The sequence below is a fragment of the Nostoc sp. JL34 genome, assembly GCF_017114945.1.
Taxonomy (GTDB): Bacteria; Cyanobacteriota; Cyanobacteriia; order Cyanobacteriales; family Nostocaceae; genus Nostoc.
In genome coordinates this window covers 1-21,595 of the sequence record NZ_JABXKQ010000039.1, presented here as the reverse complement: position 1 = coordinate 21,595, position 21,595 = coordinate 1, and the positions used below count along the sequence as shown (strand labels likewise).

The window sequence follows — 21,595 nt, the reverse complement described above, 5'->3', positions numbered from 1 at the left end:
CAGTCCATCCAAGCTTTAATTTCTCAGGAGGTGGTTAGTAACTGCCTCCTTTTTTTAATGCAACTCGTTAAACTTGTTTGCTGCCTTTGGTAAGGTTCGCTACCACTGTCACCAACTTTTCTGGCTCGATTGGCTTGGATACATGAACTTGGAATCCAGCTTCCAGAGCGAGTCTGCGTTCTTCATCTCTAGCAAATGCTGTTAGCGCTACAGCTAGAATCTTCTTTGCTTGCTCTGCTTCCTGCGTCCGTACTTTCCGAATCAGAGAATAACCATCCTCATCTGGCATTCCGATATCACTGACTAGAACATCTGGTTTTAATCGTTCTAGTGCTTCTAAGGCTTCACCTACTGAGCTAACCGCCGTCACCTGCGCTCCAGACTCTTCAAGAATGAAGGCAATTAACTCACGCGTATCGGCATTGTCATCGACAACGAGTATTTGCAAACCATCGAGTACTGAGAGGTTATGGACTTTTACTTCACTCTCTTTAATTAAATGCTCTGGTTGCGGTTCTACTAGAGGTAACAGCACTGTAAATGTTGCTCCCTTTTCTTCCCCTTCACTAACTGCGTAGACTGTGCCTGAGTGCATTTCTACTAAGTGGTGGACAATTGCTAGCCCCAGCCCCAAACCATTGTCTACTCTAGTCGTTGTGCTATCAGCTTGACGAAAGCGTTCAAAGATATAAGGTAGAAACTCAGTAATAATTCCCTTACCTGTATCAGAGACAGTTATCTGGGCATTTGAGTTTACCTGTTTTAGATGTACTTCAACTCGCCCCCCGCTAGGTGTGAACTTGACGGCATTGGAGAGCAAATTCCAGAAGACTTGTTGAAGGCGTTCTGCATCACCCATAACCTGACCAACTGAGGAATCCAGAATATACTCAACTTCAATACCCTTAATCTCAGAGGTGGGATATACAGCTTCAATTGCCGTCTGAATTATAGGCACAAGGTCAACTTTACGGATATTTAGGCGGATTTGACCTTGTACGATGCGTGAGATATCCAGAATATCTTCAATCAGTTTTCTTTGAAGTTTGGCATTTCGCTCGATTGTCGCCAATGCCTTAGAGGTAGTTGCTTCGTCCCATTTTCGAGTCCGTATTACTTGAACCCAACCCAGCATAGAATTGAGGGGTGTACGAAGTTCGTGGGAAACGATCGCTAAAAACTCTTCCTTGATGCGGTTAGCTTCTTGGGCTTGCTGATAAAGCTGTGCATTTTCAATGGCGAACGCTGCCCGTTGAGCAAGTTCTTCAGCCATTTCTAGGTCTACAGTAGTATAATGGCGTCCTGGTTGTGCAGACGCAAATACAATTGTCCCCAGCTTGCGGTTACGCACCAACAGTGGTACTACCATCTGAGACTTAATTTGGAGTTGGTGCAACAGACTCAGGTGTTCCTCGTTCGAGGCCTTTCTGTGTAATGAAGATTCAAAAATATTTGTAACTAGTTCCGGCTTACCAGTCCGTAAAACCTTTGGTGGCCCATAATCAGCATCAACAGGAATTGGATAGCGTTGTTGGAGTTCTCGGATCAGTGCTTCCTTCGCTGGTTCAGATGCAGCGATGACTGGGTTACTGAAGACTGGGAAATTATTTTCGACGACATCCACAATACACCAATCAGCAAGGGTAGGTACTGCTAATTGGGCGACGCTAGTTAGGGTAGTGCGGTAATCTAAGGAAGATACCAATACACTACTTGCTTCAGCCAAAAAATTAGAGCGCCTCTCTGCTGCTTGGGCTGCAATTCGGGCGGCTTGCTCATTGGCAAATAACTGCTCGCGCTGCAACTCTAAACGCCGACGCTGGCTAATGTCGCGCATTAGCCAGCGCAGAGCAACTGGCTTACTTTTTTCGTTACGCACGGTAACTACTGTCAAAGCAACATCAAAACAAATTTTTTCCCGTGGTTGTAAACACACTTCCCATTCCCCGCCTCGGTCAAGATATTGCAACTGAGTTAGGTAATTAAAAAAAGCTTGATGGTCTGACTGGGCGATGAAAGTAATCAGCGGTTTACCAATCAAAAATCGCTGTAAAACATTGATGTGTATGGTAGCAGCACGGTTAGCTTCAAGGATAGTGCCGAATGTATCAGTTACCAGGTAACCATCAGGCGCAAAATCAAATAATTCTTGGTAACGCTGACGCTCCTTCTCTACTACCATTCGTGTTGCTTGCAGCTCTTCGCAGGCGATTTTCAGTTCTTCCGAAGCGATTTGAAGTTCTTCAAAAGCTTCCGCTGTTAGCTCTTGTTGTGAATATGGCTCACTTGCAGTCCTTTGCACTAATCCCGTCACCCGTGAGCGCAATGTCTCTATTTGTTGACTAAAATCGTCTACATTCATGTTGCTCACTTTGCAAAGACTAAGAAGCGCACCTTAGAGAAAAAATTAAGAAAGTACTAATTTAACTATACGCTAAAAGTTGGTCTCAAAACTATTGCTCAAAAGATAGAGGTTTGTCTTTCCAACGCGAGTTCTACAAAGTGAATTAGACACAATACAATATAGTTGTCTCAACCTCTTACTATGACTTTAAAACAAAGAATTCATCAAGAAATCCACCTAGAGTGCTGTATAGCAATAAACACAAGAGGTAGATTTATCGCAAATATTTTTATCGCTTAAAGAGGGACTGATCGTTATAGCAACACTGCCAGAATAACAGGTCAAAATTAGCCCAACCAATTTGCTAATGAATAACGAGTGGATAGAAAGTATTAGCGATGTCTACGACGGGCTACGCCTACGCCGATTTGAAATAATCAACTCCACTACAGGCGAGGTGATCTATTTTCCCAATCCCCAATCCCCAATCCCCAATCCCCAATCCCCAATCCCCAATCCCCAATTCCCAGTCCCCAATTCCCAGTCCCCAATTCCCAGTCCCCAATCCCCAATTCCCAGTTCAATAATCTTATACAAGTCTAGTTTTAGCCATATTCATCTCCCTAAATCTGAAAAAAATCGGTTTTAGGGGGATGATGAACGTGATATTTGATATGGGGTGGGCATGATAAATAGACATTGCACACAACCTTAAGAAAATTTTGATGATAAATGCGATCGCTACTAGATTTCGCCAACTTATGGCTGGGAGAAAAAGCCCGATAGGCAATTTTGACAGAAGATATAACTGCAAAAACAAAACCAGGCGTTCCTTAGCACTGTATACCTGCATAGGATTAGCAGGCACAATTCTGGCATTGTTGTTAATGGCGTCCCCAGGACTAGCCCAAAAACCACAACTCCAACAACCGTTATTAATAGCTACACGAGTTATACCGCCTTTTGTGCTACCAAACAAAGGTGAACTATCAGGATTCAGTATCGACCTCTGGCGCAGCATCGCTAACCAAATAGGTGTAGAGTCTAAATTTATTGAATATTCCTCTGTACCGGAAATACTTTCTGCTATTAAGGACAACAAAGCTAATTTGGGGATTGCAGCTATCTCGATTACAGCCGAACGCGAGCAAAATTTTGATTTCTCATTACCCATTTTTGCTGGGGGGCTGCAAATTATGGTACGAAATCCAGAGAACAACGATAGTGCTTTCCCAAACATTTTGCAATTGTTTTTCTCTGCTAGCCTCTTGCAGGTAATAGGAGTTGCCCTAGTACTAATTGTCGTAGCAGCCCACATTATTTGGTTATCTGAGCGCCATCACAAAGATGGGATGATTCCCAAATCATACTTTCCTGGAATTTTTAAAGCCTGTTGGTGGGCAGCTGCTACATTAGCAACCCAAGCTGATGAAATGCCCAAGGGAGTAATGGGACGCCTAGTAGGTATTGTCTGGATGTTCATTGGAGTACTTTTTGCCGCTTACTTTACAGCCAGCGCTACTACTTCATTGACAGTACAACAGCTTCAAGGCGATATCAGGAGTATAGACGATTTACCAGGCAAGGTAGTGGCCACAACTGCGGGTAGTACAGCCGCTACATACCTCCGAGAACATAAGATTTCAGTTCTAGAAGTTACCAAGATTGAGCAAGCTTACAATGCTTTGCAAACAAAAAAAGCTGATGCCGTGGTGTTTGATGCGCCTGTACTCCTCTTTTATGCTGCCAATGAAGGCAAAGGGAAAGTACAGATTGTTGGCAGTATCTTGCGTGAAGAAAGCTACGGCATTATTCTGCCCAATAACAGTCCCTACCGCAAACCAATTAATCAGGCTTTGCTGAGTCTCAAAGAAAATGGCACTTATCAATCACTATATGATAAGTGGTTCGATGCTCAAAAATCTTGAAGAAGGGAGTGGGGAGCAGGGGAGGCAGGGGAAGAAAACTAATCACAAATGACTAATACCCTTCTTGAGCAAGTTGAGCTTTTGCCTGTTGCCAGAGAGTTTCTAACTCATTCAAACTGTAATCAGAAAGGGGACGGTCAACAACCGCCTCCATTTTTTCTAATCGCTGGACAAATCGCTGATTTGTGCCTTGCAAAGCGGCGCTGGGGTCAAGATTATGCCAACGGGCTAGCTGAATAACTGCAAATAGTAAATCACCTAATTCTGCTTGTTGTCGTTCGGGTGTTTCTTCAGCTAAAGCCTGCTGCAACTCTCCCAACTCCTCATGAAACTTCTCCCAAACGCCCTGAATATTTTCCCATTCAAAACCGATCGCCGCAGCCTTTTGAGAAATCTTCATCGCCGCAGTCAGTGGGGGAAGAGTACGCCCATAACGACCGAGTTTAGCACTAAGTTTTTGCGCGTCTGCGGAAGGTTCGCCTTTTTCGGCAGCTTTAATTTGTTCCCAATTTTGCCGCACCTCATCCACACTTGCTACCGACACATCACCAAATACATGGGGATGACGGCGAATCAACTTTTGGGAAATTCCCTGAGTTATTTCTTTGAGGGAAAATTGCCCAGATTCGCTAGCGATTTGGGCTTGCAGTACCACTTGTAATAATAAATCGCCTAACTCTTCTGCGATCGCACTCTGATCTCCATTCTTAATCGCATCCACCACCTCATAAGCTTCCTCAATCACATAAGGCGTCAGCGTTTCGGGAGTTTGTGCCAAATCCCAAGGACAACCACCATCAGGCGATCGCAATTTTGCCACCACCTCAATTAATTCCTGCAACGCCGCCAAAGTCTCATTTTGATTTTCCATACCTCTGTGTACCTCTGCGCTTCTCTCAGCGTTCCTTTGCGTTTAAAAATTTATTTCTTTACTCTCGGCCGACGACTACCTCTCATCACTTTCCGCTTCTTAATTTTGCCACTAGGAAACAACCCACGAATGCCCTGTTTTTGCACGCGCTTGTATGCCGAACCGCCCCAATCGCTGAGAGAATGACTCATTGCACCGAGTTCTAAACCCAAAAACAGGGCGATATATTCAGTATCGTATTGGATAAGCGATCGCCCCACACTTCCACCCAAATCTTGCCAAGTAAAACTCAGATTCCACAGTTTTTCGGCAATTGCCAAAACGAAAATTGCCAAAATAGCTAGTAAACTGCCGAGATAAAGTATCCGCAGGATAGTGCCAATAATCGGCCCGTGGGATAAAAAAGAACGATGACGGAGACTTTTTTGATAAGGTAGCCAAATCCAGCGCAAGAAACCCCAGCGTTGAAATTGCACAGAGTAAATATCCAAATCGGGGCCAAACATCAGCCCTCCAAATAGAAACCCGCCTGCAACCAACAAAGTTGCATTGCTACTGCGAGTCTGCCAGAAAGTAATGCCCGCCACGAACGGCAAAGCATACATAGTAATGCGATCGTGCGTCCGACCAGAGGGCATCCTAAATCCTGAGTGCTGAGTAACTGGATTACCGAACTTCTGAGCGGCGGTTCGCCTTTGGACTTCCCGCAGGGTAGCCGCCGCTCAGAGTTCTCACTGAGTCAGTATAAGAGAAAAAAAGATTTTCTTAAAACTACTAGCGCAACGCGAAATGTTTTGCTATATTAGTTAAGGATTAGTGAAAAGGGCGGTTAGCTCAGTTGGTAGAGCGCCTGCCTTACAAGCAGGATGTCATCAGTTCGAGTCTGGTACTGCCCATCTTTAAAAAGCCGCCACATGGCGGCTTTTTGTGACTTTACCCATAACTTTGCCGCAACGGCAAGCTTATGCTTCCAATAAAGGGTGGCAAAGTTATGGTTCCAGTTATATAAGCTGTTCTAGTTTTACATATAACAGCTTACAAACCAAACTCACGTCGTGCATCATTAAAAGCAGCGCGGACTTGTTTATATCTAAAACACCCCGGATTTGGCATTAATTCACAAACACGACCTTCTGTGGGATACACACCCTGAGCATTAAGGCTAAGGACAATCTCTCTAACTTTGCTGCAAAGTTTTTCTATGCTTTTGAGACGGCAAGCTTTATTGTAATTACGACATTTAGCAGAAATAGCACTACACAAATCTGGAAAGTGTCTAGAAATAGTTCTGTTGTGATGACCTAAACGCTTTCCAACTTCTTCCATTGTTGGTGGTGGTTCTTCATTACCTGCAAGTATTGCTAATAAAGTATCTTTTACTTGATATTGGTCGAAAGATTTTGGAGATACCCTTGGTGTGCGAGAAAGTTGGAGGTGCTTCTGCGAGATTTTTGTAAAAGATTTAGTAATTAGATTTTTTGGAGTAAGAAATTCTACCAACGATATCTCTAATTCGTAACAAATTTTCAGAAGTGTATTTAGCTCTGGCAAGGTTTTAGTAGACTGCCACATCCACAAACTATTTTTTGGTACTCCAATAAGACGAGAAAATGCAGCTGCATTATTTTCCGCAACTTTATCAATAACTATATTTAATGATTTTGTAATATTTTCTTTTGATGGGGCAGATTCAAAGCATTGAGCAGCTAAAATTAGCTCTCCTACAACATTGGCAGTCCAAGACTGCCACTCCAACTGTAATTTTATTGATCTTTCACCATCTGTAAATGTTTTAAGGTATTGATTTATGCCTAACCATTCTCCACACTTTGAGCAGTAACCAGGTCTTGATTGCCAGTTTAATAAAGGTGATTTATGATTGCAGCGAGGGCAAAGATCAACCAAGGGTTTTTGATGCTGAGGGCAAATTGTAATTAGGTTGATTGTCCAAAGCAATTGCTCATAAACTACCTGCCCATTTTGATGCCGCTCTTGATAACAAATTGGACACCAAGCTTTGTTGGTGCGAAATAAATTGCGTGGAGTCAAAATGTTAGACCAAAACAGCATGGTTAAAAAATGCAAGTCATCTCTAAGCGTCAATTTTTGTAACACTTGAACTAAATCTGCTGCCATCTCTCCCATGCCATTTAACGCTTGACTACGGTTGAATATTTCACGAAAACCCCGATTAGCTCCATTTTGGAAATATATTTTATTGACAAGCGGAGCAATTTCTCTAGTTATCAAGACTCCTGGAAGAACTCCATGCAACTCTGCTATCCGTGCGATATAACCTGTTAAACTCTCTATGTAAGGAGTCCCAAGACCTACAGGTTGAGGTTGATAGAGGCGACTACGTTGTGGAATTAATGGCTTTTTTAAATCCCAAGATTGGTATGTTTCTAATACACTAGCTAACATCTTGCTGCACTCCGATGGGATCTCTTTTAGGTTTGCGTTTACCAACCTTTCCTGGCGGACGAGTAATTTTTGGAGTTTCTTCAGGTAGCACAATTGGTTTTGCACCAAGCCCTAATGCAGAGCGTAAGTTTTGTATATCTGTTTCCGTTTCAGATAATTGTCGTTCGCCCTCTTGAATTTCCTTGAACATTCTCTGACACTGAGCAACCGACCAAGCACGTTTTTGTAAGTCTTTGAGAGTGACTGTTGTTGCTTGTCGATCCAGAGCATCTTTAAGAGCGCGTGTTAGCCAATTTTTCAGTATGCCAACACATCCTAATGTACGTTCATAAAAATATTCCCAATGACTAACCAAATCTGGAACTTCTGCAAGTGGCATCTGCTGTTGAAAAGTCAACAATACACTTTTAAAAGCCTGTACGTCTTCTGGGCTGTCAGCACAATAACGGCGGAAATGAATATCGACGCTACGGCGTGAGAGTTGACCGCTTAAATTACGGAATGTCAATAATTCGTATGTTCCTAATAGACAATGCAAGATACCTGTCATATTTGCCACAGATTTGAGGCAGTCTAATTGATCTTGTAGCTTGTATCCACTTGCCATCTTGCCAAAATGTTGTGCTTCATCTACAAAAAATACGTCTGGATGACGGTGGATAAGAGCATTTTCTAAAGCTCTGCGTAAAGCAGGTGCAACTACTTTCGACTCAACATTAATTTTTCCAAAATTATCGCGAGAGATACCACGCACGCCGTAATCAAACTTGTGATCGATTAAGGGTTCCTCTAAGGCGATTAAGGCGCGTGTGTAGTAATCTTTCCAGTTGAAGTTTCTCGATTCTGGGGCTACAGCTTCAACACCAACAACAGGAACACGACTGCGAGCGCTTTCCAGTTTAGGTAATGCTAGTTCTGTTAATTTCTGCTCAACGCGGAGTCGCAAAGTTGTTTTACCAACACCACTAGCACCGTAAACAAAGATAAATGAAGCTCCTGCGGGTTCGGCAATCGTTCGCATGAGAATTTCATAGACTTCTTTAAGTCGAGGATGCGCTACGGTGTAATTTTCAAAGTAAGCAAGCCTTTCTGTAGCAGGTCGTGTGAGGAGTTCAAGAGGAAATCCAGTAGATTTTGTCATAATTAAAACTCCTCATACACTACAAGTGTTTCTGGGACAATCGCTTCGTCTTCATCCGCTTGAGAATCGGTATTAGCAAAAGTAACTTGAATGAGTTTTGGTTGTTCGTTACGGCTTGTTGTCGCTTTTCCACCCTCAATTACTCTAAAGACTTCCTTAACTTCTGCATCATAGGAACGCTGTTCTAATAGAGCTTCTTGAGCTTCTACCGATGCTAAAAATTCTGCTAAATTCTTAGCCGAAACTTTAGATTGTTGTGCATGATTTGAAGACCGTTTGCGTAACTCGATACTAGCTAACTTCAGTTCTTTTTCTGAACGACCTTGCAGTTCTGCATAATATTGAGAGATACACTGTACCCACTGTCCTCGAACAAAGGCGTAAGCGATACCAATATTAAACGGGTCGTATCTTATCTGCACAGAGGTATTTTCAATTTGGGAGTCGCGGAAACTATTAGACCAGTAGTAGATTGAGTTAATTTTTACACCACGTCCGACTTGAACTTTTGCTTTCCCCTCTGAGGTCGTAGGTAGGGTAAGAATCTGAAAGTTTTCATCGTAAGAAATCATGCGGTGAACCCGACTGCCTCCAATCGCCATACCCGCAGCAAACGCATCCCTCGGACTCTGGAAAAGTGCCGGATGTTCGTCTGTATCGTAAACTTCGTAAGCCCAAGCACAAAGATATTCATAAAGTAAACCAAGTGTCCATACAGCTAGATTTTTAGGGTTAACTGACTTGGTGACTTGGCGGACGTTACGAGTTATTTGTGTATTACCGAGTAAGTTATGGACAAATTGAGTATTGGAAGTTCCAAATAGGCGTTCGCAAACCGAACCAAAACGAGCTTTGGCTGGGGGTCTTTGCTTTTTTGTACATTCAAAAGTAGCTAGTAGTGTTTCAAAATAAACGCTGTGAAACTCTGCACCGTTATCTACCACTACAATTTGGGGAAGCCTGCCGTGACGCTTGACACAAATTCTTAGCACCATTAAGCAAGAACGATATGAGGGTGAGTCAAACGTTAGGTAAACTGCCAGCAATCGCCGTGAGTAAGCATCTACGAGAAATGTTGCCCAAGGTCTGCCAAGATTGCGACCTGTATCAGAGCAAACTAGCTCTACATCTAACTGAGTATGGTCGATATGGCCAATTTCAAATGGGCGATCGCCGTGTCTTGGGGTAGTTATAGCAAGCTCCCAATAGAAGGATTCATGCTGATAAGCAGCACGACGACCTTGGCGTTTTTTAGTCTGTTCGTAATTAGGACGGCGTTTTACTTCTTTAGTAAATGCTTTGTAACTCGGAGTAATTACACCAGCTTGTTCGCAAGCTTGAACTAAATCCCCATAAACCTCCCACATTCTTTTTTGTTTAAGAGTTTCATAGTCTTTTAAAATAAACTTCTCCATAATTGCTAAGGTGTCTTCGGGCAGCTTGCGCTGACGATTACCTTTGACACTGCGATGAGACAAAAGCCCAATGTAGCCGCAACCGTATTTTTGAATTGCAGTTAGATATTTAGCTTTCCAGTGACGAATGGTACGGGCTGGTATTGTTTCGTTTTCTGGGGGATGGCCGTTTAAGTAAGGTTCGATACTTCTGTAGCGTTCAAGAGCTTCTGCTTGGTCTTCAGGACTAGCTTGATAAAATCGCTGCCAAGATTCTGTGCTAATAGCTGTTTTTTCTGGTGTTTGGAGACTTGTGATTTTCCCTTGGCGAACCAGATTCTCAAATATAGCTTTTTTGAGTTCAATTAACTGATTATTTTCTGCGCCAAGTATAACCTCTGTTTCCCCAACATGGATGATATTTAAACCTTTGCCGTCCCAACTAACAAGCGTTCCGGTAACAATATTGACTACAGGAGAGATAGCCGGAAAACTTATACTTGGCTGTTCAACTATTAATTTATAAGCGCTAGCAGTTTGTTCGTCACGGAAGATTAGACATCTTTCTGGTTCAGCTAGTGGTGTAGCATTTAAATCAATATAGATTTGCTCTTGAAGAATTAAGGTGTAGATATCGTCAGATTTAGCTCCTGTTGACTGATTGAGTAATTCTGCTAAAGTGATTCCTGGTTGAGATGACACAACTGCAAGTAATGATTGAGCGATCGCTTCTTCCACTACTAGAGATTCTGAGCGATAATAATCTTCTAAAAATTGCAGATTACGTTGCAGAACCCAATTGATTTCCCGATCTGAGCGAATGCGGTAATAAAGCCCAAACTGGTTAGCATAGTCTTCTCCTGGCGGACAATGCAATTGATTATCTTCTTCAGAGTAAAAGTAACGATTGGGGTTTTTCTCTGCTAGTTTTTTCAAATCCTGCTCAGTTTTACATTCTTCCCAACCAGCCGAATTGGTTCGGATGACAAAGAAATCTGGGGTGTGTAAAACACCTAATCTACGTCCGTTACTTGCTTGATAGTCAAGTTTAATTTGCGGTGGTTGATCGTAGAATTCAAGAACATCTTCATCGTGTTCTAACTGATAGATAATTGGCAGTTCAACCCGATGAGACTCAAATTGAATCGTGACTCCCATCTTGCGGCTAGGGTAGCGTCCCGAAACATTCTTGCTACCGCCACCAACGCGACGGGATGGCTCAGATGAGCGAACTTTCTCAATAATTTTTTGCCCTGCCTCGGATATTTGAAGGCGAGCAACCCATTGTTCAAATTGCTCTTTCATATACTCCTTAGTAAGCGCAAAGCGCTTTATTTTATGAATCTATCAAAATAAGACCATAAAGTTAGGAACTTGCTTGCCTGATGCTATACTACTTAACTTTATAACACTTATATTGTGCAAAAGTCCACTGATAGTAGATAGATTTAATGGTGATACTGGTTCAGTATTGTTTTGTGACGCAAAAACACCCCAGTATTGAGTACCGCTTTGGCAAAGCCATTAGGCGGCGAAGGCGAGAGTTAGATTTATCCCAAGAAGAACTGGCTGAAAAGTCAGGACTTCATCGCAACTACATCTCAGGAATCGAAACCGGAGAGCGTAACCCTTCGTTAAAAAATATTGTTAAGTTAGCGGCAGCTTTGGAGATATCTGTCTCCGATCTCTTTGTTAATTACGGTATCGAGGTTAAGAGTGAATCGGAAACTAATCCCTAAAATTTAGCTGTTAAAACTAAAGTACCAGCGCGTTTAGGTTAATCCAAGAGGGATGACTATTTACTCAGAACATTGGAGCCTAAAACCTCTAGAAATCCCGCAACGGAGTCGGTTATTTTCTCTTGAACCTGTGGCAGTAGGAACTCCCTATGCAGAAAGTCTTAGTAGCTACCTCCATCGTTTGGCACAGGCGCATTGTTTAACCTCTCAAAAGCTCGTTATGGGAGAAATTGCGCCACTTATCCTCAAAGATGAGGATAAATCTGAGCTATTAGCAAAAAATCTGAGTCACCTATTGGGAAATAGCGATGCTAAACCGGCTATTAACGGAATGCGAGAAATGACAGAAAAGTTAGTCACTGTCTTAGAAGAGTTAACAATGCGTCAGGATTTACGCTTTTTGACCCTTTTAAGCTGGAAAGGAATGATTTATGACAAGGGATTATTTCGGAACTATCGCGCTTGGTGTCCTTGTTGTTGGGAAGAGTGGATGCAGGAGAATAAAACTATTTATGAACTATTATCATGGTCATTTAAGGATGTAGAATTTTGTTTGATTCACAAACAGCGATTAATAGAACAATGTCCTCATTGTGGTTCCCGTTTACCTGTGATGGCTAGGTTTTCACCTGCGGGATTTTGTTCTCGTTGTTACGGGTGGTTAGGACAGGAAATTAAAGGCGAAGAGGACGTAGAGAAATATCGAGTTAATATTCAAGGAATTAGCGAATTAATTGCACTTACTCCCCAATTAGGATACGAACCCATCCCCATTGAGTTAACCCGAAAATTACAATTGATTTTGTTAGTGTTTGAGCAAGCAATTGGCAAGGATGTGAAGTTATTGGGAGATTTAGGAGGAATCATGGAATCGTTGAAGATAGCCTCAAGAACAAATCAAAGTCAACCTTATCATTTGGTAAAGTTGATTATTCCTGTGTGCGAGAAGGCGAAGATTAGTGTATTCCAGTTGTTTGGGTCAGATTTTAAGGAATTGGGCAAGATATTGTTCGGGAATTTTAGTCTGGAATTAAAGTTGTAGAAGTTTAATATAAATAAAGATTTATGCTTAGATGAACTGCAAATTCTACGGCAGCGAGTTTATGAAAAATTTTTCAAGACTAAGCGATGTTTGATGCCTAGTTCTAGAGTAGCCCAAAATTAGCTTTGGTAATCTTTTTCTATTTATTTTTCAATAGCTCAGAGTTCACCCCTTCACCCCACCCATCTTATTACCATAGCCCGTTCTTGTTTAAAGTTTTTTAATTCACGCAAATGATAGTGAAAAACTTTTCACAATCTTCAAAGTATCATCAACGTATTTACTGCTCTGTGCAATCAGCAAGAGCGATTATCTGCTTGCCTTCAGTTACCGACCCATGTCGCAATTCATAAATAGCTTGATGTAGTCCAGTGTGAGCATTACACCCTGCTGCGTCACCGAAGAGTCAGCCGCAGGCATCGCCCTCTCTAATACCTGTGGGTCTGGTTGGTAAGGATAATTTTACCTCGATCGGCATAAGGTAAGAAGTGATCGCGCTGGACAAAAGCATCCCTGCTTGGATATCTAGGTATCCAATAGACAGCGATCGCTCCACTTGTTGAAGAATTTTTCAACCACTGTGCCTTGTTAAAGCTCATCCAAAACAAGGATATTGCGACGGCGATCGCTCTAACCAAGGGCATCCATTTTGCTCGGATATTTAAGTATCCACTCTTACTAGGCAGAGCAAAGAATAGTTGAAAAATTTTCCAGCTTCTCCCCCAAGCCAGCATAAAAAACTCACTTTTATGCTGTATCGCCCTCATCTCTAGTGAGATTACAGCAGAGCCGATAAGAGCTAAGATAATGGCATTACAGCAGCAACATAGTGGCACTACAGTAGAGATATAACGACAATGCGATGACACCACAGTAGAGATATAACGTCATTATGGTGCTATTACAGTAGAGATATAACGACAATGCGATGACACCACAGTAGAGATATAACGTCATTATGGTGCTATTACAGTAGAGATATAACGACAAAACAGTGACACCGCAATAGAGATATAACGACAAAACAGTGACACCACAGTAGAGATATAACTGCAAGACAGATATAATATATTTAGTGCTAGGGACAAAATTCGGCTTCATGCCGTGTGATTGGAGGGCTGCGGCTTAACGATCCTATATCCCTGGCATTTTTAATATGGTTAAAGGGTTTTTTTGGGTATAGTAAACCCCATATCTTTCCTGCCTAGTGTCGTCAGTGTCATGCACTACTTTAAAGGCTGGCCAAAGATACTCAAGATATCTCTCTTCACGACGTTCATATAGCCGTTGCAGTGCCCACAAGAAATAATCAACAGCTTGCAGACAAGGAGCATGAGGCGGTGTGGTGGCAGTAATATTAATAGGGGCAATACTGGCTATTCCACATTCATAATAAAAGTTAGCTCTAGCTACCTCTAAAGCTTTTCTTAAAGCGGCTGTTCGGTCAGAACCGCCCCTTGCAGCAAAGCAGATATTATATTCATCATCTTTGTGCAAGCGTTCTTTGAATAATCTTCGTGTTAAATAGTCGTATAATTCATTGTGCTGATAGCGATAACGAGGATCGTTCTGATTACGACCCTTCACATATTCCAGTAAATTTTGCTTATCTCTAACTACTGCAAAAAATCTTAAATCATACTTCTTCAATAAATTAAATACTTCACGTCTAATTTCAGGAATATCGTCTTTAGCATGAAATCCTATAGCTGTTTTTCGTTGCTCTGGTTGCATTGATGGAACATTTTTGAAATATGGATCTGCTAGTAAATCAGACCTGAGTCCCTCTAGATTTCTTGCTAAAGACTCCGGTTCAGCCACATCTAACAACCCAAGTATAAAAAAGCGGGAGCAACCTTCAGTGTCAACAATAATTTTGCCTTTGCCATTAAACAGTGTTGGATCTCCAGCTTCATCAACAAAGTAATGACGAACAGAAGGTGCTTTTTCTTTTAAGTCACTCATTCACTTCCACGCAAAATTCTAGCAATTGTCTGGACTTAATTTATAGCAACTGCCACCAAATATGTGACGTTAAACACGTAGAAATTTGATGGAAGATTCATTTATCAAGCGATCCTAACATAAGCATTGCAGACACCGCTTGAACACATGGCATTTTGATTTAGAAATCAAGTTTTGTCGCGATCGCTCTGGACAAGAGCATACCTCTTTGCTTGAACTTGCGATCATCCTATTAAGGGATTATGAAAAATTTTTCAACAATGGTGATTTTGGCGTTGATCTTGGGAGCTATAAGTAGAGAGCCAAAATTCCTATATCCAAATGAAACTGATATTTTTAGGCACTGCAATGTAGTTTGTGTCTTGAGTGCCTGTTCTTCACAGGGAGTGCGATCACAAGCTCCCTTAATCCCCTCAACTCCAGCACTTACACCTTCCCCTGCTTCATCAATAGATATTGAAAGGCAAAAAGCGCGTGAGATAGTAAAGAGGATGGACAAAATCTTGCTTGAAGGCAAAGAGAGGAGCGAGAAAAGAGAGGAAGAGTACCAAAAAACCAAATTGTGCAGAACCGAAGAATACAATGCTAATTTCAGCCCTAACGACGACGTGGAACTAAGCGTTGAATGCAAAAAGCGATTAGCTGACTTGGACAAGGAAGCAAGCAAAATTCCTTAATTGCGATCGCCGTCTCATGCTCAAAGCTTTACAAACTCATCGCCCCGAAAGGGGATAGAAACTCGTTCTGTTTGAAGTAGCCCTTCGTCTCTAAGAAGTTTTCAAATCATTACCCCTCACGGGGATGGAAACGCTCTTCCACTCTCTCCCAACACCACAAAGTACGATGTTTTTATTTTTACATTGATAGTTTTGCTATCAATTGCTACATTTAATATGCAGTGAATAGCGCATTAAACGCAGCTTAATTATGACTCTGAATATCAATAAACTCAAATCAACAACCCTCAACATCGAAAATATACAAGCTCCAGAACTTGGAGAACTTTCAGATGAGGAATCAATGGAAGTGACAGGCGGAGTAACAGTAAAGGCAACTGTAACGGACGATTCTTTAATGCCAATATACGCTCCCTTTTTTGGCGTAATGGGTTCAGCCTCAGCAATGGTATTTTCAGCACTTGGAGCAGCTTATGGCACTGCCAAATCTGGAGTTTAGATTAGTCAGGACTTACGCACACTCTACAATTCTTCTCTTCAAGACACTATGCGTTGGCGTCTTGGCGGTTCGATAAATTAAGCAAGGTTGGCGATTTTTGTGTAAGTCCTATTGCCGAGAAGTGCGACAGTATATTGAAGATACATTGCTGTTGCCAGTTAAACCTAGCTCAATAGTGCATTTTGAAGAACCGCATCACACAATTGATTCTTGAAAAGTTTTTCATAAGGTAGCCATCATCATCTTTGAATCGAGGGGAACCCAAACCATGATGTAATGCTATCGCATCTTACAACTTGCCAACACGCCGCGATCGCTCTCTGTCTCCAGTGCTAATCCCGTAGACTATGCAGCGAAACTCATGAATGATTTATCAAGGGGACAAGTCGTGGGTGCGGGTTTGTGAAAAGTTTTTCAGGATGCTTCACAAGTAAAAAAGAGGAGCAAAAGCGATCGCTTATTCCAAAAGCACTGATTTTTACTTTGATATTTAAGTATCTAGTGGACTAAGTAAGAGCCAAAACGATCGCTCTATTCAGGTTGATGAAAAATCTTTCTCTAAATGGAAACGCGAGCGCTTGCTGATTGATTGATTTAAGTATCTCGAACAACACTAAATTGGCTCGATGACCCCAATAGCAGCGACAACACTATTTACATTTAAAAAAAGTAGATTTCTCTTTTTTTAGAATGGTATTATATCAGGCATGATGTACGACTTATTCGTTACCTTCTGAAGTTCAGCGGCTTTTTTTTGAGACTCATTTGCAAATAGTAGGACTGTCTGGGGCAGCTTCATAAGGGCGGTAAAATCATAGACTTGGGTGTCACTCAAATTCAAATGTTGTAATTGACCCAGAGCAGATAGCGGTGACAAGTCTTGAATCGCAGTCCTGCTCAAATTCAAGTATCGTAATTGGACCAGAGCAGATAGCGGTGACAGGTCTTGAATCGCAGTCCTGCTCAAATCCAAATTTTGTAATTGACCCAGAGCAGATAGCGGTGACAGGTCTTGAATCGCAGTCCTGCTCAAATCCAAGTCTTGTAATTGACCCAGAGCAGATAGCGATGACAGGTCTTGAATCGCAGTCTTGGTCAAATTCAAGTATCGTAATTGACCCAGAGCAGATAGCGGTGACAGGTCTTGAATCGCGGTGTCGCTCAAATTCAAATGTTGTAATTGACCCAGAGCAGATAGCAGTGACAGGTCTTGAATCGCGGTGTCGCTCAAATTCAAATGTTGTAATTGACCCAGAGCAGATAGCAGTGACAGGTCTTGAATCGCGGTGTCGCTCAAATTCAAATGTTGTAATTGACCCAGAGCAGATAGCGATGACAGGTCTTGAATCGCAGTCTTGGTCAAATTCAAGTATCGTAATTGACCCAGAGCAGATAGCGGTGACAGGTCTTGAATCGCGGTGTCGCTCAAATTCAAGTATCGTAATTGGCCCAGAGCAGATAGCGGTGACAGGTCTTGAATCGCAGTCCTGCTCAAACTCAAGTATTGTAATTGGCCCAGAGCAGATAGCGGTGACAGGTCTTGAATCGCAGTCCTGCTCAAATCTAATTTTTGGGTGTGGACGAGAACTTGACGCAGATAAGCTTCCTGCTCAAACACGCCATATCCTTTCCCAAAAAGCAAGAGTATTTTCCGAAAATTCTTTGCCTTGGGGTCGAATCTTGCTTTGGCATAATCAATTAACTGCTGCATCGCTGCTGAACTACCAATTTCGATCAGGGCTTCCATACAGTACGCAGCTTGGGTTGCACTAAACTGGGAGTTGTATCCTAACAAAGGCACGATCGCATCCCCTGCTCTAACAATAGTGGCAACCTCATCATCATTTTTGGGTGGCAATAAGGCTTTGGCACAGTCTTCAATTTGCGTTCTTAGCTCTGCTTCAATTGGTACACCCGTTTCTAAACAGGCCACTGTCAGAAGATGGAGATAGTGCCGTTTTGCAGTGTCTTTTTCTCCATGTTCCAGCAATCCCTTTAACAACTCTCGTCGCTGAGGGCGTGTCCCTTTACCCACAGCGGTGATAATTGCTTCTCGCCATTGGTCATCTTCAGCATGATTCAACAACACCCCCAAATCGTCACGATCGAGGACTGCCTTTGCCGCCAAATATTCCTGAAACGTGCGATGGACAAAATCTATTCGTCCTAGTAGGGGTTCTCGCAATAGCCCCGATCTTTCCAGCAATAGTTGCCGGATATCTCGTCCAGTCACATTTGGCAGGTTGTATTCCCTCGCATAGTCCTGAAACTGGCGATCGGCTTTTTCCACTTCGGCATCGGAGTAGTTATTTCGCATTAGCCAGTAGGCGAACTCCATCAGGAATCTTTCTTTCTGTTCCAGAGTGATATGAATGTCTGATTCAATTTCCCGCTGTTTATCTCGCTCCTCTAATAGCATCTCTATGCACTTGTCATACAGTCGAATCCGAGTTTCAGGTAAAGTTCTTTCGTTTTCGTAGTGCAAGGCGCAAATCATCGTACATAAAAGTGGCGTTGCTGCCAGTTGCCGAATTTCCGATCGCTGCCGTAACTGACGCATCAGACTGTTGCCAATTTGCTGCGGATCTTTATCATCATGCCGACTCGGTTCGGGTAGAGAGCTATGCCAACGACTGACAAACTGCTCAATTTCAGGCAATGTCATCGGCTCCATTGTGCAGTTAGTAAACCCTTCCGCTTCGATCCAATTTTCCAACTCTACCCATTCCTCACCATTCTCATCCTTCAGCCCCGCTGGGCGCGATGTCGTAATATAAATCGCGTAAGGGAACTCGCTCACCAGCTTTTGCAACGCTTCAAAGAACTGTTGCCGCTTGCCACGCGGCAATTCATCTACTCCATCAATCAACACCAGCGCACACCCGTTATCAAGCTGCTCTCTCACCCAGCCCTTGGGCATTTCATCGATAATATTTTTAGCAATTGGCTGCACAAAATCTTTAACTGCTGGAAAGCCCTCGTCTACCCAATTTCGCAGTCGAATAAAAAATGGCACTCGGCTATTCCAGTGTTGGAATGGAGCATCAAAATCTTGACGTGCTGCATGAACCGCCAACCAATGCATCAGGGATGTTTTTCCTGCTCCTGCGCCACCCCGAATCACCAAACGACGGCGCGTACTCAACACTTTCTCAATGTTCTGCGATCGCTTCTCCAAATGCTGATGACGGGGGAATACCTCCTCTTTCAATGGCGGCTTATCCGCAGATTCTTCTACCGTTTCTGTAATCGAAAGCTGGACATAGGCTTCACATAGCCGTTGCTGACTCAGCAAATTTTTCAGTAGCGGTACTCCAAATTTATCTGGTTTATCCAGTTCACTTGCAATGATGCGGCGATATCGAGCCAAAAACTCATCGCGTTGCTGCAATGCCATTTCTTTGTGCGATTGCATAAGGCTGACTACTTCTTCAAGTTGCCGCAGCATTGCCTGCGTCACACTCAATTGGAACCCCTCTAGCTGGGGAACAGCTTCAATTAAACTTTCACTGACAACTGCGATTGCCTGCCGATAAAGTGACTTTTCGTTTTCCGAGAAGCCTACGATTACTCTGGAATCTGCTTTAAGCAACTGTTGTGTTAGGCGTTCAGCATCTAATCCAATATTCATCAGTTCATCCAAACCGACGCTGCCTTGCAATAGAGTTTGCGCTACTGCCAGTAAAATAGCTTCTTGACCACCCTTATCAAGATTTCTTGCTTCTGCTTCTTCAAACAGAGGCCGCATGTCTCTTTTTAGACGGCTTGCCAAATCTTGAGTCTGCTTTTCTAGCGATTGTCGCTTTTCCCCTTCAGGCAACGCATCCGTAGCTACATCGATCGTTTGCTCCAGCACTTTATTAGCCAGATCGTCTGCAATCCCAAAATTTTGCAGCAATGTTTTGGCAACAGCAGGAGCAACTATTTTCAAAAGAGTCCCTACTACGGAAACCGTTAAAGACATACAGCAATCCCAGATTAGGTCATTAATAAAAAATTATACTAACTAATCTCATCGGCAATAAGTATACGTATTGAGTCGATTATGAGATAGTGTCACCGCTATCAAGCTTCTCTTCATAATGCCACTAAACGCAGAAGGTTTAGATATTGCTCACTTCAGTCTAAGTATGAGCTAGAAGTTGAAAAATTTTTCAAGAAGCGGTAATTTGTGCAGCGATTTTGGAAGCTATAAACAGAGAGCCAAAATTCCTATATCCAATGAAACTGATATTTTTATGCACTGGGTATTGAACCCCATTCAATCAGCCCTCCTATCCCCCGTCACTGCCAATCGGAGTACCGATGTGACGGGGGATAGGAGGTTTAGATGGCTTACCAGGAATCAAAATCTCAACTTTGCGATCACATTTTTATCCATAGCAAGGCAAAATCCGCAAGTTTGGACTTCTGTTGATAAGAATGAAAACTAAATAACTTTTGGTACTTGAGCGTCAGTTTTTCTCAAGGAGACTCACTTTCACTCTAAATCGTTATAGTTTGTAAACTGTAGTAGCTCAGGAATTTATATTTTGTTTACTGTTGTAGCTATTATATGTCCAACAAAGGTGAAAAAGAAACCAGAATTTATATTTACATTGAGGACGTTGTATTTGTAGCCTGGAATAAAGATAGAGGAACAGTTTTAAAGCGACTGCGTGGAAAAAAATCACGTCAGAAGCTGGCTGATGAAATTGCTGCCAGAGGCGGTGAGTGTTCGCATCAAAATTTAAAAAAACTAGAGTATGGTGAGTCTGAAAGCGTCTCTTTGAAAGTATTAGAGGCTATTTGTACAGCATTAGAAATATCAGTAAGCAATTTTTTAAGCACAGTCGAAGTGACAAATTAAAGTTTTAAACTCACTCGTTGATTTTAGCTACTAAAGTTACTAATATATTGATGTACTCAAAAAGGCGATCGCCCTCCGTCCAAAGATTGCGATCGCCTTTTGTTCAACCCCGTTAATGAGGTTACTCATGATGATTGTACAAGATGACTTTAGTAACTCAGCCTTGGCTGAATCAGAGTTTGAGGAATATATTGACCAGTTTGCCGACCCAGTAGCACCAGAAATTGAAATTGACTCAGTAGCAGATGACTTGGGTGAACTGTATCGAGTCTGGAATGGTTCTCAACTACTTGGCACTTTCTACCAAAATCTAGAGGGGAAATGGGTAGCACAACCCTGTAATAGGGATGATAGGCCATGTTGTGATAGTCCTTTAGCAGCACAAATAATCATCATCGCTGTTAATGGTTTACTGGTAGCCGACGCAGCAGCAGCATAACACACAAAGCATTTATCCCATCACTTGGAGACGTGATTCAGTTCACGTCTCTTTCTTGTGTAGAGGAATAATTGAGTTGAACAATTTAAGTTTTACTACAGCAAAAATTTATGCGATCGCATTTTTGATATTTGGTAATCAAGCTGACTCTAACTCTTCTATGCTGATTGTCGAATTTCACCTTCTGCTTTACAAAGCTAATTTTCGTTCTCGTAGTAAGAGTTACACTAAGTAAGACGAGGTGAAAAAACCAAACTATGTAAAGATAAGTAAATACGTACAA

Annotated in this window: 18 protein-coding genes and 1 tRNA gene; 10 read left to right on the top strand and 9 right to left on the bottom strand. The window is 42.3% G+C overall.

Annotated features, from left to right (window positions below; translation table 11 throughout):
* Window positions 1-67: 67 nt before the first annotated feature.
* Complete coding sequence (locus tag HWQ44_RS06715; RefSeq protein WP_292716583.1) at window positions 68-2,362, bottom strand: ATP-binding protein; 2,295 nt, start codon at window positions 2,360-2,362, stop codon at window positions 68-70.
* 349 nt (window positions 2,363-2,711) lie between these two features.
* Here HWQ44_RS06715 and HWQ44_RS06710 point away from each other — a divergent pair, with 349 nt between their 5' ends.
* Together HWQ44_RS06710 and HWQ44_RS06705 are read left to right on the top strand one after the other, a co-directional pair.
* The gene (locus HWQ44_RS06710) at window positions 2,712-2,993 is read left to right on the top strand and encodes a hypothetical protein (RefSeq protein ID WP_292716580.1); all 282 of its coding nucleotides are present in this window, start codon (window positions 2,712-2,714) and stop codon (window positions 2,991-2,993) included.
* Between the two features lie 76 nt (window positions 2,994-3,069).
* Window positions 3,070-4,272: a transporter substrate-binding domain-containing protein gene (locus HWQ44_RS06705; RefSeq protein ID WP_292716577.1), complete on the top strand. Its 1,203-nt coding sequence runs from the start codon at window positions 3,070-3,072 to the stop codon at window positions 4,270-4,272.
* 52 nt (window positions 4,273-4,324) lie between these two features.
* Here HWQ44_RS06705 and mazG read toward each other — a convergent pair whose 3' ends face one another.
* Together mazG and HWQ44_RS06695 are read right to left on the bottom strand one after the other, a co-directional pair.
* Window positions 4,325-5,143: a nucleoside triphosphate pyrophosphohydrolase gene (gene mazG / locus HWQ44_RS06700; RefSeq protein WP_292716574.1), complete on the bottom strand. Its 819-nt coding sequence runs from the start codon at window positions 5,141-5,143 to the stop codon at window positions 4,325-4,327.
* A gap of 50 nt (window positions 5,144-5,193) precedes the next feature.
* Window positions 5,194-5,781, bottom strand: coding sequence for a metal-binding protein (locus HWQ44_RS06695; RefSeq protein ID WP_292716571.1), 588 nt, complete (start codon window positions 5,779-5,781; stop codon window positions 5,194-5,196).
* A gap of 185 nt (window positions 5,782-5,966) precedes the next feature.
* On the opposite strand from HWQ44_RS06695, the gene HWQ44_RS06690 reads away from it, so the two are divergent.
* A tRNA-Val gene (locus tag HWQ44_RS06690) sits at window positions 5,967-6,039 on the top strand.
* A 139-nt stretch (window positions 6,040-6,178) separates the two neighbouring features.
* On the opposite strand, the gene HWQ44_RS06685 is transcribed toward HWQ44_RS06690, so the two are convergent.
* From HWQ44_RS06685 to HWQ44_RS06675, 3 genes are read right to left on the bottom strand one after another with little or no spacing between them, the layout of a single operon-like run.
* Entirely contained in the window at window positions 6,179-7,567 is a 1,389-nt protein-coding gene (locus HWQ44_RS06685) for a TniQ family protein (RefSeq protein WP_292716568.1), read from the bottom strand.
* Window positions 7,557-8,708, bottom strand: coding sequence for an ATP-binding protein (locus HWQ44_RS06680; protein WP_292716565.1), 1,152 nt, complete (start codon window positions 8,706-8,708; stop codon window positions 7,557-7,559). The genes HWQ44_RS06685 and HWQ44_RS06680 overlap by 11 nt, the downstream gene beginning before the upstream one ends.
* 2 nt (window positions 8,709-8,710) lie before the next feature.
* Complete coding sequence (locus tag HWQ44_RS06675; RefSeq protein ID WP_292716563.1) at window positions 8,711-11,407, bottom strand: DDE-type integrase/transposase/recombinase; 2,697 nt, start codon at window positions 11,405-11,407, stop codon at window positions 8,711-8,713.
* Window positions 11,408-11,580: 173 nt separating this feature from the next.
* Here HWQ44_RS06675 and HWQ44_RS06670 point away from each other — a divergent pair, with 173 nt between their 5' ends.
* Entirely contained in the window at window positions 11,581-11,841 is a 261-nt protein-coding gene (locus HWQ44_RS06670; RefSeq protein WP_235115745.1) for a helix-turn-helix transcriptional regulator, read from the top strand.
* A 52-nt stretch (window positions 11,842-11,893) separates the two neighbouring features.
* A complete protein-coding gene (locus HWQ44_RS06665) occupies window positions 11,894-12,883 on the top strand; it encodes a TniQ family protein (RefSeq protein WP_292716557.1) in 990 nt (329 codons plus the stop codon).
* A gap of 428 nt (window positions 12,884-13,311) precedes the next feature.
* On the opposite strand, the gene HWQ44_RS06660 is transcribed toward HWQ44_RS06665, so the two are convergent.
* Both HWQ44_RS06660 and HWQ44_RS06655 read right to left on the bottom strand, forming a co-directional pair.
* A complete protein-coding gene (locus HWQ44_RS06660) occupies window positions 13,312-13,617 on the bottom strand; it encodes a hypothetical protein (RefSeq protein ID WP_292716554.1) in 306 nt (101 codons plus the stop codon).
* Between the two features lie 400 nt (window positions 13,618-14,017).
* Window positions 14,018-14,848 carry a DUF3800 domain-containing protein gene (locus tag HWQ44_RS06655; protein WP_292716551.1) on the bottom strand — a complete coding sequence of 277 codons (831 nt, stop codon included), beginning with the start codon at window positions 14,846-14,848 and terminating at the stop codon, window positions 14,018-14,020.
* 242 nt (window positions 14,849-15,090) lie between these two features.
* Between HWQ44_RS06655 and HWQ44_RS06650 the strand changes: the two genes are divergently transcribed.
* Both HWQ44_RS06650 and HWQ44_RS06645 read left to right on the top strand, forming a co-directional pair.
* Complete coding sequence (locus HWQ44_RS06650) at window positions 15,091-15,525, top strand: hypothetical protein (protein ID WP_292716548.1); 435 nt, start codon at window positions 15,091-15,093, stop codon at window positions 15,523-15,525.
* A 250-nt stretch (window positions 15,526-15,775) separates the two neighbouring features.
* Entirely contained in the window at window positions 15,776-16,024 is a 249-nt protein-coding gene (locus HWQ44_RS06645) for a hypothetical protein (RefSeq protein ID WP_292716546.1), read from the top strand.
* A gap of 685 nt (window positions 16,025-16,709) precedes the next feature.
* Here the strand turns inward: HWQ44_RS06645 and HWQ44_RS06640 are convergent.
* Window positions 16,710-19,988, bottom strand: a complete 3,279-nt coding sequence (locus tag HWQ44_RS06640; RefSeq protein ID WP_292716543.1) for a leucine-rich repeat domain-containing protein — start codon at window positions 19,986-19,988, stop codon at window positions 16,710-16,712.
* 591 nt (window positions 19,989-20,579) lie between these two features.
* Here HWQ44_RS06640 and HWQ44_RS06635 point away from each other — a divergent pair.
* The 3 genes from HWQ44_RS06635 (at window position 20,580) to HWQ44_RS06625 (ending at window position 21,547) form a co-directional block, all read left to right on the top strand.
* Complete coding sequence (locus HWQ44_RS06635; protein ID WP_292716541.1) at window positions 20,580-20,873, top strand: helix-turn-helix transcriptional regulator; 294 nt, start codon at window positions 20,580-20,582, stop codon at window positions 20,871-20,873.
* 130 nt (window positions 20,874-21,003) lie between these two features.
* Entirely contained in the window at window positions 21,004-21,312 is a 309-nt protein-coding gene (locus tag HWQ44_RS06630) for a hypothetical protein (RefSeq protein WP_292716712.1), read from the top strand.
* 76 nt (window positions 21,313-21,388) lie between these two features.
* Window positions 21,389-21,547 carry a hypothetical protein gene (locus tag HWQ44_RS06625; protein ID WP_292716537.1) on the top strand — a complete coding sequence of 53 codons (159 nt, stop codon included), beginning with the start codon at window positions 21,389-21,391 and terminating at the stop codon, window positions 21,545-21,547.
* Window positions 21,548-21,595: the final 48 nt, after the last annotated feature.

Coding starts and splice junctions, on each gene's coding strand:
- HWQ44_RS06695 (WP_292716571.1), bottom strand. CDS start 5,781: ATGCCCTCTGGTCGGACGCACGATCGCATTACTATGTATGCTTTGCCG.
- HWQ44_RS06650 (WP_292716548.1), top strand. CDS start 15,091: ATGAAAAATTTTTCAACAATGGTGATTTTGGCGTTGATCTTGGGAGCT.
- HWQ44_RS06680 (WP_292716565.1), bottom strand. CDS start 8,708: ATGACAAAATCTACTGGATTTCCTCTTGAACTCCTCACACGACCTGCT.
- HWQ44_RS06710 (WP_292716580.1), top strand. CDS start 2,712: ATGAATAACGAGTGGATAGAAAGTATTAGCGATGTCTACGACGGGCTA.
- HWQ44_RS06640 (WP_292716543.1), bottom strand. CDS start 19,988: ATGTCTTTAACGGTTTCCGTAGTAGGGACTCTTTTGAAAATAGTTGCT.
- HWQ44_RS06660 (WP_292716554.1), bottom strand. CDS start 13,617: ATGCTGGCTTGGGGGAGAAGCTGGAAAATTTTTCAACTATTCTTTGCT.
- HWQ44_RS06675 (WP_292716563.1), bottom strand. CDS start 11,407: ATGAAAGAGCAATTTGAACAATGGGTTGCTCGCCTTCAAATATCCGAG.
- mazG (WP_292716574.1), bottom strand. CDS start 5,143: ATGGAAAATCAAAATGAGACTTTGGCGGCGTTGCAGGAATTAATTGAG.
- HWQ44_RS06715 (WP_292716583.1), bottom strand. CDS start 2,362: ATGAATGTAGACGATTTTAGTCAACAAATAGAGACATTGCGCTCACGG.
- HWQ44_RS06630 (WP_292716712.1), top strand. CDS start 21,004: ATGATTGTACAAGATGACTTTAGTAACTCAGCCTTGGCTGAATCAGAG.
- HWQ44_RS06705 (WP_292716577.1), top strand. CDS start 3,070: ATGATAAATGCGATCGCTACTAGATTTCGCCAACTTATGGCTGGGAGA.
- HWQ44_RS06635 (WP_292716541.1), top strand. CDS start 20,580: ATGTCCAACAAAGGTGAAAAAGAAACCAGAATTTATATTTACATTGAG.
- HWQ44_RS06685 (WP_292716568.1), bottom strand. CDS start 7,567: ATGTTAGCTAGTGTATTAGAAACATACCAATCTTGGGATTTAAAAAAG.
- HWQ44_RS06645 (WP_292716546.1), top strand. CDS start 15,776: ATGACTCTGAATATCAATAAACTCAAATCAACAACCCTCAACATCGAA.
- HWQ44_RS06655 (WP_292716551.1), bottom strand. CDS start 14,848: ATGAGTGACTTAAAAGAAAAAGCACCTTCTGTTCGTCATTACTTTGTT.
- HWQ44_RS06665 (WP_292716557.1), top strand. CDS start 11,894: ATGACTATTTACTCAGAACATTGGAGCCTAAAACCTCTAGAAATCCCG.